This window comes from Mycobacterium sp. UM_Kg27 (assembly GCF_000972905.1).
In the GTDB taxonomy this organism is placed as follows: Bacteria; Actinomycetota; Actinomycetes; order Mycobacteriales; family Mycobacteriaceae; genus Mycobacterium.
In genome coordinates this window covers 22,933-36,659 of record NZ_JRMM01000027.1, presented here as the reverse complement: position 1 = coordinate 36,659, position 13,727 = coordinate 22,933, and the positions used below count along the sequence as shown (strand labels likewise).

Below are 13,727 nucleotides of genomic sequence, written 5' to 3'. Positions count from 1 at the left end.
TCGGCAGCGTCAGATGTGTATAAGAGACAGGTCCGCACCGTCCGAGCCCTTGACGCCTAACGAGCCGCCGGCACCGCCCTTGCCGCCCACACCAGCGGCGCCGCCGACTCCACCGGTGCCGCCGGTCCCACCGTTGAGGTTGCCCTCCTCACCCGCGGCCCCGGTGCCGCCCTGGCCGCCCTCGCCGCCGGCGCCACCCTTGCCGCCCGCACCGCCGGTGCCGAACAGGGAGTCGCTCGCGGCGCCGCCGTTGCCGCCCTTGCCGCCCGCACCGCCCGCGTTACCCGTGCCGCCCACACCGGTGCCGCTGTCAGCCCATGAGCCGGTCGCGCCGATCACGCCGGTCGCGCCCACGCCACCGTCGCCGCCGGCACCGCCGATGCCGAACAGCGAGCCCAGCGCGGCGCCGCCGTTGCCTCCGTTGCCGCCCAGCCCGCCGACGCCGCCCGCGCCGCCGATGCCCATGATGGTGCCCCCGGTGCCGCCGTTGCCGCCGTCACCGCCCAAGGCGCCCGCACCACCGGCACCGCCGTTGCCGAACCAGCCGGCGTTCCCGCCGTCGCCGCCCCCGATGGACGGGTCCGCGTCCTCGTCAGCACCCGCGGAGTAACCGGCCCCGCCGCTGCCGAACCAGAGGCCGCCGTCGCCGCCGTCAGGGTTCTCCGCCGTGCCGGCGGCGCCGTCGCCGAGATAGAACTGGCCCTCGGGTGCCCAGCTGTTGACCATGTCGACCAGCCAGGAGTTGGCCGGGTTGTCGATGAACGAGTCCACCGACGTGTACAACGGCTGGTAGACCAACGCGTTGAAGAGTGTCGTGAGGTCGAACGGGTTGGTGTCGGCCGCGCTACCCGGGTCCGCCGACCAGTTGAACCACGAGCTGATGTCCCAGGCGTTGCTGTCCCAGCCGCTCGAAGAGTCTGAGACCGGGGTGAACAAGTCGGTCAGCCAGTCGAAGTCCCAGTCGGCGTTCGCGGTGGGAGTTGCCGCCATCGGGGCCATGCCGAACGTCAGGAACGCCGCCGCAGTACCGCCGGCACCTACCAGCCGATTCGTTTTACGGCGGTTGTTCCGACGCTGCTGCCGACCTGCCATGATTCCCCGCTTCTGCGTTAAGGCGACCTGTGTAAAACGGTCAAATAGTTACCTTGCTCACCGAAGGGTATTCCAAGGAACGGGGTTCATCCACTCGTGCGAGGCGACCTTACCGGCCCACAAAGAAGCTGAGAACGGGTAATCAGTCGGCGTGTGACGGGCTCTGGCGAACTGCCTTCAGGCGGTACATCGTCAGATCCGCCGGGACGCCGCTGGTCTTGGCCGCGAGCACCTGACGGCGCGCTCGCTTGGCAACCACACCCAGCTCCTCGAGGGCGGCCGGATCGATGCGTTCCAAGGTCGGCCCAGAAACCACGATCCCGCCCTTGAGGGCGCGTTCCATCACCCGGGCGGCGATATTGACGTCCACGCCGAGCCAGTCGTCGGCCAGCCGCTGGGGCCGGCCGGTGTGGATGCCGACCCGCATCCGCGGCGTGTGCCCGTTGACCTCGACCTCGCGAAGGGCCTCTTGTGCCTCCAGCACCGCGGCGACAGCGACCAACGGGTCGCGGAACACCGCCATCAGCCCGTCGCCCATTCGTTTGACGATGCGGCCACCAGCGTCCAGCAGCGGCGGCTCGATCGCGCGCGACACTCGCCGCAGCAGGGTCAGGGTGGCGTCGTCGCCGGACTGCAGCGACCAGGTGGAGAAGCCGACCAAATCGGTGAACACCAGCGTTGCCTCGGAATTGCCCGGCACCCGCGACATCCGTTGGGTCAGGGCCTGCCAGACCTGCAACGCGCCCAGGCTGACTTCCCGGGAGGCCGCCGAGCGGTCTCCCATCAGGCGGTCGGCCGCCCGCGCGGCGGCCTGCGGGCCGCCATCTCCGGCGGTCGACAGCGGATCACCGAATTCTGGGTCGCCGGGCAGCACGCGCCGCACTCGCCGGACCAGGTCGACGATTCGGACGTCGTTGGTGGTGCGGTTCAGCCAGGCCGCGGCCTCATCCAGGGAGAAGGAGGTGCGGCGGTCGGGGCTGGGCTGGTCGGGCACTGCTACCGCCTCCCCGAGCCCAGCAGCCTGCCGTGGGGCCGGCTCGAGGTCCATGAGTTTCAGGGTAGGTGGCGCTCGCCGACACCGGCAACGACCGCCGACAGTGGCACACGACACGATTGACGTTTTCGGTGCGACGCGCCACAACGAATGTAGACAACGATCGTTGTCACAATTATCGTAGTTTCAGGTTCCCAGACAGGAGACGTGATGACCGTTACGCCGACCGCGTCCGTCGAGCAGGCGTCTGCGCCCGCCGACGACAGTGCCCCCAGCGTTGCCAAAACCGCTCCCAAGCCTGCTCCCGCGGTGGAGCCGTTGAACTCTAACTCGTTGACCTGGAAGTACTTCGGCGACCTGCGCACCGGCATCATGGGCGTCTGGATCGGCGCCATCGAGAACATGTACCCCGGCCTGGGCGCGGGCGTCACCGAGCACTCCAGCATCTTGAGCGAGCCGATGCAACGTGTGACACGGTCGGTCTACCCGATCATGGGTGTGGTCTATGACGGCATTCGGGCCCAGCACACCGGCGCCTCGATCCGCGACTACCACCGCGACATCAAGGGCGTCGACGAGAAGGGCCGGCGCTATCACGCGCTGGACCCCGACACCTTCTATTGGGCGCACGCCACGTTCTTCATGCTGATCATCAAACTCGCCGAGTACTTTGACGGCGGCCTCACCTTGGCCGAGAAGCGCCAGCTCTTCGACGAGCACGTGCAGTGGTACCAGATGTATGGCATGAGCATGCGTCCCGTGCCGAAGTCCTGGGAAGAGTTCTGCGAGTACTGGAACCGGGTGTGCGAGGACGAGCTGGAGCTGACCCCGGCCGCCATCGACATTTTGAACATCCGCATCCCCAAGCCGTGGTTCGTGCCCATGCCCGACGCGGTGTGGCACCAGATGTTCAAGCCGGCGCTGGCCGCCCAACGCTGGGTGGCGGCCGGATTGTTCGAGCCGGTGGTGCGGGAGAAGGCCGGTCTGCGCTGGTCGGAGAGCGACGAGGTGCTGCTGCGGCTGCTGGGCAAGGTCAGCCACGTGGCATTCAGCTTTGTACCCGACGAGATTCGGCTGCACCCGCGCGCGCTGGCCGGCTACCGGCGCGAGCAGGGCAAGATCCCCAGTGACACCCCGCCGATCGAGGCCCCGTGGTTCAGCGGACCGCCAAAAGACCGGCGGCACAGCGGAATGCACTACGTCCCGCCGGTCAGCGCGGGCATGAAGCTGGTCGAGCGCGCCGGAGCGCTGATGCACAGCACCTTCTCGCTGGCCGCCGGCAGTGGCCTGACCCCGCGACCGCCGCGCCGTAAGCCCAAGGCCGCCTAAGCGCGGCGCTGGGCTCGCGCGCTCTGGTAGAGGCAGATCGCCGCTGCCGCTGCAACATTGAGGCTCTCAGCGCCTCCTGCCATCGGGATGTGCACCCGGTGGTCGGCGGCGGCTGCGGCCTCGGCCGGCAACCCCTGAGCCTCCGGGCCGAACAGCCACGCGGTGGGCCCGGCCAGGACCGGGTCGGCGTCATCGAGGCTCAGCTCACCGTCAAGCGCCGTCGCCAGCACCTGCAGTCCCGCCTCCCGCAATGCGGTGAGCACGGCATCGGTGTCGGCGGCCACTACCACCGGGACGTGGAAGATGCTGCCCGCGGACGAGCGCAGGCACTTGCCGTTATAGGGATCGACGCTGTTGCCGGTCAGCACCACCAGGTCGGCACCGGTGGCGTCGGCGATGCGAATCAGGGTGCCGGCGTTACCGGGCTCGCCGATGCCCACCGCCACCGCCACCAGTCGCGGAGCACCGGCCAGCACAGTGTGCAGATCCGCTTCGGCGTGCGCGCACACCGCGATCAATCCGGCCGGAGTGACGGTGTCCGACAAGGCCTTTGCCGCGCGGTCGGTCACCAGGTGGACCGGTACCTGCGCGCAGGCCAGCAGATCGTGGTGACGTTGCGCCGCCGCTTCGGTGGCGAAGACCTCCAGGACCAGGCCGCGAGCGATCGCGGCCTCGATCAGATTGGGCCCCTCGGCCAGGAAGCGCTGTTCGCGCTTCCTGGCCACGTGCCGATGCAGCTTGACCGCCGCGACCACCCGGGCCGAACGTTCGGTCAGCATCGGCTCGGTTCGGGTCAGGCAGCCTCGCCGGAAGGCGCGTTGACATCCTCGGGCAGCGCGGCCCGAGCGACCTCGACCAGCGCGGTGAATGCAGCCGCGTCGCTGACGGCGATCTCGGCGAGGTTCTTGCGGTCCACCTCGACACCGGCGGCCTTGAGGCCCTGGATCAGCCGGTTGTAGGTGATGTCGTTGGCGCGGGCCGCCGCGTTGATGCGGGAGATCCACAGCTTCCGGAACTCACCCTTGCGGGCACGACGGTCCCGGTAGGCGTAGGTCATTGAGTGCAGCTGCTGCTCTTTGGCCTTGCGGTACAGCCGCGACCGCTGGCCACGGTAACCCTTCGAAGCCTTCAGGACTGTACGGCGCTTCTTCTGGGCGTTGACTGCGCGCTTCACGCGTGCCATGGGGTGTTCCTACTCTCGTTGGGGCGTAAGGGGATTGCGGTGCGGAGAAAGCGGCAATCAGCCGTTCAGCATCGCGTTGACGCGCTTGGTGTCGGCGGCAGCCACCTCGGTGCGGCCGGCCAGACGACGGGTGCGGGTGCTCGGCTTGTGCTCGAGCAGGTGGCGGGCGTTCGCCTTCTGCCGGACGATCTTGCCGGTTCCGGTGCGACGGAATCGCTTCGAAGCGCCGCTGTGGGTTTTCGCCTTGGGCATGTTTCCTCAGTTCTGCTGTCGGGGTTTTCAGTTCTCGGGCTGCGGCTCGGCCGCGTCCGCCGCGGGGGCGGGAGCGGTGGCGGGTGCGGGGTGAACCGCGCCTCCACCGGCGTCCTCTGCGGCCTTGGCACGGGTTTTCGCGCCGCGGTGCGGTGCCAGCACCATCGTCATGTTGCGTCCGTCTTGCTTGGCGGAGGTCTCGACGAAGCCGTACTCGGCGACGTCGGCGCCCAACCGCTGCAGCAGGCGGTAGCCGAGCTCGGGCCGGGACTGCTCACGGCCGCGGAACATGATCGTCACCTTGACCTTGGCCCCGGCTTCGAGGAAGCGGACCACGTGGCCCTTCTTCGTCGCATAGTCGTGGTCGTCGATCTTGGGACGCAGCTTCTGTTCCTTGACGACGGTCTGCTGCTGGTTCTTGCGAGACTCGCGCTCCTTCTGAGCCGCCTCGTACTTGTACTTGCCGTAGTCCATGATCTTGCAGACCGGGGGTTTAGCGGTCGGTGCGACTTCGACAAGGTCAAGATCGGCATCCGCGGCGACGCGAAGCGCATCTTCGATGCGCACAATGCCTACCTGCTCCCCGCCCGGGCCGATCAATCGAACCTCAGGTACACGAATGCGCTCGTTGACGCGGATCTCAGTGCTGATGGGACCTCCTTGGGTAGTCTTCGGTCGCGGCCGCCGCAGTGCTCGTCCGGACGCAGCGGCGCTGACCCCACCCACCAGCAAAAAAGCCCTGCACGAAGCAGGGCCCATACCGACCGATCACGGCCTGAACAACCTCAAGCCGCCTGCGCAGCGCGCAGAGCAGGCGGTTTACACCGCCTGCGACCGGACCACTGAGCCGCAAGGATTGCTCCTCAGGCTAGTGGTGGGAGGGAACTCCACTTGCTGTCCTGGCGTACGCCGGGACGGTCGCGTTAGGGAGTCTAGCAGCTGTTCAGCGGTCGTTCCGCCCGGCGATCATCCCCACCGGCGATTCCACACCTGCTTTTCGTCCTTTTCGCGGCTTTCCTGCATATTCTCGCGGGCTATGACCCTGACAGTGCCGGCTGTGCCGCGCTCGCGCAGCCGCTCCACCACCCGGCTGCACTGGGTGCCCTCCGCGGCCGCCTGGGCGGTCGGCATCGCCGCCACATTGTCGCTGCTGGCGAGCATGTCGCCGGTGATCCGGTGGGCGATCCGGGTGCCCCGGGAGTTCATCGACAAGTACCTGTTCAACTTCCCCGACACCAGCCTGGCCTGGGCCTTCGTGCTGGCCCTGCTCGCCGCCGCGCTCAGCGCGCACAAACGCATCGCCTGGTGGTTGCTGATCGCCAACCTGGTGGTCGCCGGCGGCTGGAACGTCAGCCGGCTGGTGTCGGACACCTCCGACCGCTTCGGTGTCATCAGCGGCGTGGCGGGCCTGGTGCTGCATCTGGTCGCGATCGTGGTGCTGGTGGCAGCCCGCGGCGAGTTCTGGGCCAAAGTGCGGCGCGGAGCGCTGCTCAAGTCCGCAGCGACGCTGGCCGCCGGGTGGGCGGTGGCGATCCTGCTGTGCTGGGGCCTCATCGAACTGTTCCCCGGCACGGTGACGCGCCCGTTGCGACTGCCCTACGTGGTGAACCGGGTGGTCGGCTTCGGGCTGCTCGAGCCCGACCTCTTCCCCGGCAAGCCCGACTTCGGGCTCAAGGCCCTGTGCGGGCTGCTCGGGGCGCTGGCCCTGATCGTCGCGGCCATCGTGCTGTTCCTGTCGCAGCGCGCCGACAATGCCCTCACCGGCCAGGACGAGTCGGCGATCCGCGGGCTGCTCGAGCAGTACGGCCAGAACGACTCGCTGGGCTACTTCGCCACCCGCCGCGACAAGTCGGTGGTGTTCGCCCCCAACGGGCGCGCCGCCATCACCTACCGGGTCGAGGTGGGCGTCTGCCTGGCCAGCGGCGACCCGGTAGGCGACCCGCGGTCGTGGCCACAGGCCATCAACACCTGGTTGCGGGTCTGCAAGGACTACGGCTGGGCGCCCGGAGTGATGGGGGCCAGCTTCGCCGGGGCGCAGGCCTACCGTGACGCCGGGCTGAGCGCGCTGGAACTGGGCGACGAGGCGATCCTGCGGCCCGCGGAGTTCAAACTGTCCGGACCCGACATGCGCGGGGTGCGCCAGGCGGTCACCCGGGCCCGCCGTTCGGGTCTGACGGTGCGGATGCGCCGGCACGGCGAGATCGGCGCCGACGAGATGGCCCGCGTCATCGACCACGCCGACGCCTGGCGCGACACCGAATCCGAGCGCGGGTTCTCCATGGCGCTGGGCCGCCTCGGCGATCCGGCCGACGCCGACTGCTTGCTGGTCGAGGCGGTGCGCGGCGACCCGCGTACCGGAGAGGTCGTGGCGATGCTGTCGCTGGTGCCGTGGGGGCACAGCGGGGTGTCGCTGGATCTGATGCGGCGCTCCCCGCAATCCCCCAACGGCACCATCGAACTGATGGTCAGCGAACTGGCCCTGCAGGCCGCCACCATCGGCGTCAACCGGATCTCGTTGAACTTCGCGATGTTCCGGGCCGCTTTCGAACAGGGCGCACAGCTGGGCGCCGGCCCGGTGCTGCGACTGTGGCGGCGGCTGCTGATGTTCTTCTCCCGCTGGTGGCAGCTGGAGACGCTGTACCGGTCGAACATGAAGTATCGGCCGCAGTGGGTGCCGCGCTACGCCTGCTACGAGGACGCCCGGTTGATCCCCCGCGTCGGGGTCGCCTCGGTGATCGCCGAAGGCTTTCTGGTGCTGCCCTTCTCGCGGCGCAACAAGCAGCACACCGGACACCACTCGGCCGTGCCGGCGACGATGGCCGCCTCCGGACGGCTGCACAGCGACGGGACCGCACCCGACGACATCGACAGCGGTATCGGCGAGTTCAGTGAGCCCGCCGAGACACTCCCCCGGCTCCCCGAGCAGGTCCGGGTCCGGATGGCCAAACTGAAGTCGTTGCAGGACAGCGGCGTCGACGCCTACCCGGTGGGTGCCGCGCCCAGCCACACCGTGCACCAGGCCCTGGCCGGCGGCACCGAAGAGACCGTCTCGGTGGCCGGACGGGTATTGCGGATGCGCGACTTCGGCGGCGTGCTCTTCGCCCAGTTGCGCGACTGGTCCGGTGAGGTGCAGCTACTGCTCGACGATTCGGTACTCGCGCAGGCCGACGGCGACGCGCGCGCCGCGGACTTCAGCGCCGGGGTCGATCTCGGCGACCTGGTCGCGGCGACCGGCCGGATAGGCCGCAGCCGCAACGGGACACCGTCGCTGCTGGTGACGCACTGGCGGCTGGTCGGCAAATGCCTGCGTCCACTGCCCGACAAATGGAAGGGCCTGACCGACCCCGAGGCGCGGCTGCGGACCCGCTATGTGGACCTGGCGATCAACACGCAGGCGCGCGAGCTGATCGCAGCCCGCAGCCAGGTGCTGCGCTCGATCCGGGACACCTTGTTCGCCAAGGGATTTCTGGAGGTCGAGACCCCGATTTTGCAGCAGCTGCACGGCGGGGCCAACGCGCGCCCGTTCGTCACCCACATCAACGCCTACGACCTGGACCTGTATCTGCGGATCGCCCCGGAGCTCTACCTCAAGCGACTGTGCGTAGGCGGGGTGGAGCGAGTGTTCGAGCTGGGCCGCGCCTTTCGCAACGAGGGCGTCGACTACAGCCACAACCCGGAGTTCACCCTGCTGGAGGCCTACCAGGCGCACGGCGACTACCTGGCCTGGATCGACGGGGCACGGGAGCTGATCCAGAACGCCGCGGTCGCGGCCAACGGCGCCCCGGTGGTGATGCGGCCCGGGGCCGACGACCAGCTCGAAGCGGTCGACATCTCCGGGCAGTGGCCGGTGCGCAGCGTGCACGACGCGGTGTCCGACGCGCTCGGCGAGCAGATCGACGCCGGCACCGATGTGGCCACCCTGCGCCGACTGTGCGACCACGCCGGCGTCCACTACCTGCGGCAGTGGGATGCCGGGGCGGTGGTGCTCGAACTCTACGAGCAGCTGGTCGAGGCCCGCACCCAGCAGCCCACGTTCTACACCGACTTCCCCACCTCGGTGTCGCCGCTGACCCGGCCGCACCGCAGCAAGCCGGGGGTGGCCGAGCGGTGGGACCTGGTGGCGTGGGGCGTGGAGCTGGGCACCGCCTACAGCGAACTCACCGATCCGGTGGAGCAGCGCCGCCGGCTACACCAGCAGTCGCTGCTGGCCGCAGGCGGCGACCCCGAGGCCATGGAACTCGACGAGGACTTCCTGCAGGCTATGGAATACGCGATGCCGCCGACCGGCGGGCTGGGCATGGGCGTGGACCGCGTCGTCATGCTCATCACCGGCCACAGCATCCGGGACACTCTGCCGTTTCCGCTGGCCAAACCTCGTTGAGCCGGATTCCGGTCCATCATGGAGGGGTGATCCTGGCGAGTGGCGAACACACCTCGCTGATGCATGGCTGGATCCCGGTCACGGTGCAGGCGGCGGCGGTGCTGTCGCTGGTGCTGGCCGTGGGCTGGCGGTCGCGTCGCTGGCTGCGGCGACTGCCGCTGATCGGCGCCGTGGGGCTGGCCGTGGCGGGATGCGTGTACTGGTTCGTGAGCGACGACGGCCTGTCCGCTCAGCCGCCGCCGATCAGCCTGTGGCTGTGGGTCGCGCTGACCGGCGCCGCCGCGGCGCTGCTGGTGCTGGGCTGGCGGGGTGCGGCCTGGTGGCGCCGCGGCATCGCCCTGCTGGCGGTGCCACTGTGTCTGCTCAGTGCGGGTTTGACCCTCAACGCCTGGGTCGGCTACTTCCCGACCGTGCAGAGCGCCTGGGGCGACCTGACGTCGGGACCGCTGCCCGACCAGAGCGACCAGGCGGCGGTGAACGCGATCGCCGGCTCGGGGGCCCTGCCCGGACGCGGCCACGTACTGCGGGTGACGATTCCCGCCGACGCCTCGCACTTCAAGCATCGCGGCGAGCTGGTGTACCTGCCTCCGGCGTGGTTCGCCCAGGATCCGCCGCCGCAACTGCCGGCCGTGATGATGATCGGCGGCGAGTTCAACACGCCCGCGGACTGGCTGCGCTCCGGAGGCGCGATCAAAGCCGTCGACGACTTCGCCGCCGCCCACCACGGCAACGCACCGGTGCTGGTGTTCGTCGACTCGGGTGGCTCCTTCAACAACGACACCGAATGCGTCAACGGCCCGCGCGGCAACGCCGCCGACCATCTGACCGAAGATGTGGTGCCGTACGTGATCTCGCACTTCGGGGTCAGCCCGCAACCGGCGCAGTGGGGGGTGGTCGGCTGGTCCATGGGCGGCACCTGCGCGGTGGACCTGACCACGATGCATCCCGAGAGGTTCAGCGCCTTCGTCGACATCGCCGGCGACCTGAGCCCCAACACGGGAACCCGCGCGCAGACCATCAGACGGCTGTTCGGCGGCAGCGTCGACGCCTGGGCGGCGTTCGACCCGTCGACGGTGATCGCCAGGCACGGCCGGTATTCCGGGGTTTCGGGGTGGTTCGCGGTCGACGGCAGCGCCGCCAAGTCCGATAGCGGCGGTCAGCTGGCCGCCGCGAAGTCGCTGTGCACGCTGGGCCGGGCCAACGGTATCGACTGCGCGGTGATCACCGAACCGGGCCAACACGACTGGCCGTTCGCCGGCAGGGTGTTCACCCACGCCCTGCCGTGGCTGGCCGCCCGGCTGGGCACCCCGGGGGTGGCGCCGGTGGGCTTCCCGAGCGTGTGAGGAGGCGATGCTGGTCCGGATTTCGACCATATGGTGTTGTGCCCGGCTCTGAGCGACAGCAGCTGCATCGAACAATTCGCCGAGTGTGCGGTTTGGTTCGAAAATCGGCCGTTCTGCGTACCAAACCGCACACTCGAGGAATGGGTCCGCTACTTCGAAACCGCCGGCGGTAACGTGGCGACCATGGGTGACGATCCGAGCGACCCGCAGCCCGACACCGGATACGACGACGCCGGCGTGCCGACGTTCGACTCCGTGCGCGAGAAGATCGAACGCCGCTATGAGACCTCGATCGGCGCACAGGAACTGGATTCCGAGACCCAGGAAGGTCGCACCGTCGAGAAGCAGTTCGAGGACCGCCAGCGCGCGGCGGCCGACCGGCTGGAGCAGATCCGCAAGTCGATGCACGAGGGTGAGCACTGACCGGTGCGGACCTTCACCATCGCCGAAAGGCGAAACCGTTTGGCGCGCCGACATTTTCTTGCCCCTGACACCGCTGATGCGCCGATAGCCCGGATCGCGGCAACGCTGGTCGGGCTGCACGCCACCGATCCGGCGACTCCGTACCTCTCGCTGTGGGCGCGGCGCTCGGGGTTCGCGGTGGCCGACCTGCACGACGCGCTGTATGAAAAGCGCTCACTGGTCAAGCATCTGGCGATGCGCCGAACGCTGTGGGTGTTCGATCCCGCCGACCTGCCCGCCGTGCAGGCTGCGGCCAGCGACCGGGTGGCCGATACCGAACGGCGCAAGCTGATCGCCGAGGTGGCCAAGGCGGGCGTGGCCAATGACGGCGAAAAGTGGCTGACCCATGCTGCGGCCGCGGTGCTGCGGCACCTCGATGAGAACGGCCCGGCCAGCAGCATCGCGCTGCGCGCGGCCCTGCCCGAGCTGGCCGGCACCTACGATCCCGCGCCCGGCAAGACCTACGGCGGCCAGGCCCATCTGGCGCCGCGCGCGCTGACCGTCCTGGGCGCGCAGGGCCACATCGTGCGCGGGCCCAACGACGGCGGCTGGACCTCGTCGCGGCCGCAGTGGACGACCGCGACGAGCTGGCTCGGCGCACTCGGCGCCCCGATGATGGCCGAGCCGGCGCAGACCCAGCTGATCCGAACCTGGCTGCGGGCGTTCGGCCCGGCCACCGCCGAGGACATCAAGTGGTGGTTCGGTACCACTAAGACGGTGGTCCGCAAGGCGTTGAGTGAGATCGGCGCCGTCGATGTCGACCTGCACGACACGCCCGGCTACGCGCTGGCCGACGACCTGGAGCCCGAACCCGAGCCCGAGCCGTGGGGTGCGCTGCTGCCGGGCCTCGACGTCACCACGATGGGCTGGTACCAGCGCGACTGGTACCTCGGCGAGCACCGCGGCCAGCTCTTCGACAACAACGGCAACGCCGGGCCCACCGTGTGGTGGAACGGCCGGATCGTCGGCGGCTGGTATCAGAATGCGGCCGCCGAAGTGCAGCTGCAGCTGCTCGAAGACCCGGGCACCCAAGCCCGTGACGCGCTGAACAAACGGGCGCAGGAGCTCACCGCGTGGCTGGACGGGGTGCGGGTTCCGCCGCGGTTCCCGTCGCCGCTGGTGAAGGCGGCACAGCGCTGACGGCGTGGTTTCCCGAAGCGGTGAACTGCTTCTTGAGCATCGCGTACCCCCAGGCCAGTACCAGCCAGGGCGCGATCAACCAGGGGCCGTTCAGCAGGATGAACTTGACGCCCAGATCCATGAAGCTGGCGGTGTTGGTCGACGGGAAGCCGGCGATGATCTCGGTGCCGTAGTAGTACCAGGTCAGCACGGTGTGGGTGACGGCGGTCGACATGACCAGCAGGGTTCCCCGGTAGTCGGTGAACTTGGACCGCAACAGCAGGACGAGTCCGGTGACGCCCACGCAGGCGTTGATCACCGACAGCACCTCGATCATCAAGAAGTTGGGTTCGGCGTGCAGATAGCGCAGGTCGCCGCCGTCGATGTAGTTCCACCAGGGATACGCCCACACCGCATCGCGGGCACCGGCGATCGCCTTGTGCAGAATCAGCCAGCCGAGCTCCCAGGTGAGATGCGTTGTGTAGGAACAGATCACGAACGGCAGAACGACGGCTTGGAGGCGTTGGAATCGGGTCCACGTGCGAAGCGACGGTATCGGCAGGAATGCCGCGAAGATACCCAGGAAGTAGGCGGCGGTCACCTGCACGACCATGGCATCGGCGATGACGGAGCGGTCGACGCCGCTGTGAAATGCCAAGTAGCTGTAGAGCGGAAACGCCAGGGCCAGCGAGCCGAACGCCACGATCCAGACGATGCGCAGTCCCCGCGAGCGCGGAAGTGTCGCCGAAATCTGCGCTGAGTCTTCCCGGCTCAACTCTGCGGTCGCCATCGGCGCCCCTCTCCCGTCCCGATCAAGCACCCGAGTAATCATCATTCTGTTACACAGAATCATCATTACTGTGGCACCGTAGCACCTCGTGGACACTCAGCCAACGGTCGATCGAAAGCAGGTGGCGGCCATGGGAACGAACCGATCCACGCCGCCGGTCGCCGACCTGGCCGACGCACGCAGGGCCATGTACCAGCAGCAGATCGTGGCCGCAGCCGAGTACGAATTCAGCCGCACCGGCTTCGCCGACGCACGGGTGAGCGACATCGCCAAGACCGCCGGGGTGTCACTGGCCACGGTCTACAAGCACTTCGGTGGCAAAGACGAGATCTGGGATGCCCTCAACGCCGCGCGGATGCAGGAGTTCGTCGCCGCCGTGCGCCTCCGCACAGACACGATCGACTCCCCGCTGGAGGCGATCCTGGTCGGAGCACGTGCCGAGGTGGAGTTCTTCGCCGCACACCCGCACTTTCTGCAGCTGCACATCAACGAGGGCCTGAGCTGGGCATCGGCCTCAGCCGAATTGGGCCGAGGTGGTCAACGAGCGGCATGGCGAACCGGTATGGACATGATCACCCGAGCCGCCGAGATCGCGGTGGACGCGGGTCAGATCACCCACCTGACTCCGCGAATCGCTGCGGCACTGGTCATCTCGGCCTTACAGATCTGGCTCACCGAGTGGGTCGCTGCGGGCAAGACCGAGCCGATCGAGACTGTCGCCGACGCCGTCGTGCGGCACCTGCGCGTCAGCCTCGGCGCTGAACCGCCTTAGCCCAGCCCGG

At 68.7% G+C, this 13,727-nt stretch carries 13 protein-coding genes; 6 read left to right on the top strand and 7 right to left on the bottom strand.

Annotation, left to right across the window (positions count from 1 at the left end; translation table 11 throughout):
• Nucleotides 1-9 precede the first annotated feature (9 nt).
• Both LI94_RS23720 and LI94_RS06905 read right to left on the bottom strand, forming a co-directional pair.
• The gene (locus tag LI94_RS23720) at nt 10-1,092 is read right to left on the bottom strand and encodes a PGRS repeat-containing protein (protein WP_192830929.1); all 1,083 of its coding nucleotides are present in this window, start codon (nt 1,090-1,092) and stop codon (nt 10-12) included.
• 142 nt (nt 1,093-1,234) lie between these two features.
• Nucleotides 1,235-2,140, bottom strand: coding sequence for an adenylate/guanylate cyclase domain-containing protein (locus tag LI94_RS06905; RefSeq protein WP_046300723.1), 906 nt, complete (start codon nt 2,138-2,140; stop codon nt 1,235-1,237).
• 156 nt (nt 2,141-2,296) lie between these two features.
• Here LI94_RS06905 and LI94_RS06900 point away from each other — a divergent pair, with 156 nt between their 5' ends.
• Nucleotides 2,297-3,415, top strand: a complete 1,119-nt coding sequence (locus tag LI94_RS06900; RefSeq protein WP_024442883.1) for an oxygenase MpaB family protein — start codon at nt 2,297-2,299, stop codon at nt 3,413-3,415.
• Here the strand turns inward: LI94_RS06900 and LI94_RS06895 are convergent.
• Genes LI94_RS06895 through infC form a run of 4 tightly spaced genes read right to left on the bottom strand, consistent with a single transcriptional unit; the run spans nt 3,412 to nt 5,501 of the window.
• Nucleotides 3,412-4,194: an RNA methyltransferase gene (locus tag LI94_RS06895; RefSeq protein ID WP_024442882.1), complete on the bottom strand. Its 783-nt coding sequence runs from the start codon at nt 4,192-4,194 to the stop codon at nt 3,412-3,414. The two genes, LI94_RS06900 and LI94_RS06895, sit on opposite strands and share 4 nt — an antisense overlap.
• Before the next feature lie 14 nt (nt 4,195-4,208).
• On the bottom strand, nt 4,209-4,598 hold the full coding sequence (gene rplT, locus LI94_RS06890) for a 50S ribosomal protein L20 (protein ID WP_024442881.1): 390 nt from the start codon (nt 4,596-4,598) through the stop codon (nt 4,209-4,211).
• A 57-nt stretch (nt 4,599-4,655) separates the two neighbouring features.
• Nucleotides 4,656-4,850, bottom strand: a complete 195-nt coding sequence (gene rpmI / locus LI94_RS06885) for a 50S ribosomal protein L35 (protein ID WP_024442880.1) — start codon at nt 4,848-4,850, stop codon at nt 4,656-4,658.
• Nucleotides 4,851-4,877: 27 nt separating this feature from the next.
• Nucleotides 4,878-5,501, bottom strand: coding sequence for a translation initiation factor IF-3 (gene infC, locus LI94_RS06880; RefSeq protein ID WP_231384304.1), 624 nt, complete (start codon nt 5,499-5,501; stop codon nt 4,878-4,880).
• Nucleotides 5,502-5,886: 385 nt separating this feature from the next.
• Here infC and lysX point away from each other — a divergent pair, with 385 nt between their 5' ends.
• The 4 genes from lysX to LI94_RS06860 all read left to right on the top strand — a co-directional run bounded on the left by lysX (nt 5,887) and on the right by LI94_RS06860 (nt 12,176).
• Complete coding sequence (gene lysX, locus LI94_RS06875) at nt 5,887-9,231, top strand: bifunctional lysylphosphatidylglycerol synthetase/lysine--tRNA ligase LysX (RefSeq protein WP_046300722.1); 3,345 nt, start codon at nt 5,887-5,889, stop codon at nt 9,229-9,231.
• A 59-nt stretch (nt 9,232-9,290) separates the two neighbouring features.
• Complete coding sequence (locus tag LI94_RS06870; protein ID WP_046300731.1) at nt 9,291-10,574, top strand: alpha/beta hydrolase-fold protein; 1,284 nt, start codon at nt 9,291-9,293, stop codon at nt 10,572-10,574.
• Nucleotides 10,575-10,757: 183 nt separating this feature from the next.
• The gene (locus LI94_RS06865) at nt 10,758-10,997 is read left to right on the top strand and encodes a hypothetical protein (RefSeq protein WP_024442876.1); all 240 of its coding nucleotides are present in this window, start codon (nt 10,758-10,760) and stop codon (nt 10,995-10,997) included.
• Between the two features lie 3 nt (nt 10,998-11,000).
• Nucleotides 11,001-12,176, top strand: a complete 1,176-nt coding sequence (locus LI94_RS06860; protein WP_046300721.1) for a winged helix DNA-binding domain-containing protein — start codon at nt 11,001-11,003, stop codon at nt 12,174-12,176.
• On the opposite strand, the gene LI94_RS06855 is transcribed toward LI94_RS06860, so the two are convergent.
• Nucleotides 12,103-12,945: a hypothetical protein gene (locus tag LI94_RS06855; RefSeq protein ID WP_024442874.1), complete on the bottom strand. Its 843-nt coding sequence runs from the start codon at nt 12,943-12,945 to the stop codon at nt 12,103-12,105. The genes LI94_RS06860 and LI94_RS06855 overlap by 74 nt on opposite strands.
• 130 nt (nt 12,946-13,075) lie before the next feature.
• On the opposite strand from LI94_RS06855, the gene LI94_RS06850 reads away from it, so the two are divergent.
• Entirely contained in the window at nt 13,076-13,717 is a 642-nt protein-coding gene (locus LI94_RS06850; protein WP_239651165.1) for a TetR/AcrR family transcriptional regulator, read from the top strand.
• The last annotated feature ends 10 nt before the right edge of the window (nt 13,718-13,727 follow it).

What these genes read in the sequence shown, in the direction of transcription:
- lysX (WP_046300722.1), top strand. Translation starts at nt 5,887, where the DNA reads ATGACCCTGACAGTGCCGGCTGTGCCGCGCTCGCGCAGCCGCTCCACC.
- LI94_RS06900 (WP_024442883.1), top strand. Translation starts at nt 2,297, where the DNA reads ATGACCGTTACGCCGACCGCGTCCGTCGAGCAGGCGTCTGCGCCCGCC.
- LI94_RS06850 (WP_239651165.1), top strand. Translation starts at nt 13,076, where the DNA reads ATGGGAACGAACCGATCCACGCCGCCGGTCGCCGACCTGGCCGACGCA.
- LI94_RS23720 (WP_192830929.1), bottom strand. Translation starts at nt 1,092, where the DNA reads ATGGCAGGTCGGCAGCAGCGTCGGAACAACCGCCGTAAAACGAATCGG.
- rpmI (WP_024442880.1), bottom strand. Translation starts at nt 4,850, where the DNA reads ATGCCCAAGGCGAAAACCCACAGCGGCGCTTCGAAGCGATTCCGTCGC.
- rplT (WP_024442881.1), bottom strand. Translation starts at nt 4,598, where the DNA reads ATGGCACGCGTGAAGCGCGCAGTCAACGCCCAGAAGAAGCGCCGTACA.
- LI94_RS06865 (WP_024442876.1), top strand. Translation starts at nt 10,758, where the DNA reads ATGGGTGACGATCCGAGCGACCCGCAGCCCGACACCGGATACGACGAC.
- LI94_RS06855 (WP_024442874.1), bottom strand. Translation starts at nt 12,945, where the DNA reads ATGGCGACCGCAGAGTTGAGCCGGGAAGACTCAGCGCAGATTTCGGCG.
- LI94_RS06870 (WP_046300731.1), top strand. Translation starts at nt 9,291, where the DNA reads ATGCATGGCTGGATCCCGGTCACGGTGCAGGCGGCGGCGGTGCTGTCG.
- LI94_RS06905 (WP_046300723.1), bottom strand. Translation starts at nt 2,140, where the DNA reads ATGGACCTCGAGCCGGCCCCACGGCAGGCTGCTGGGCTCGGGGAGGCG.
- LI94_RS06895 (WP_024442882.1), bottom strand. Translation starts at nt 4,194, where the DNA reads ATGCTGACCGAACGTTCGGCCCGGGTGGTCGCGGCGGTCAAGCTGCAT.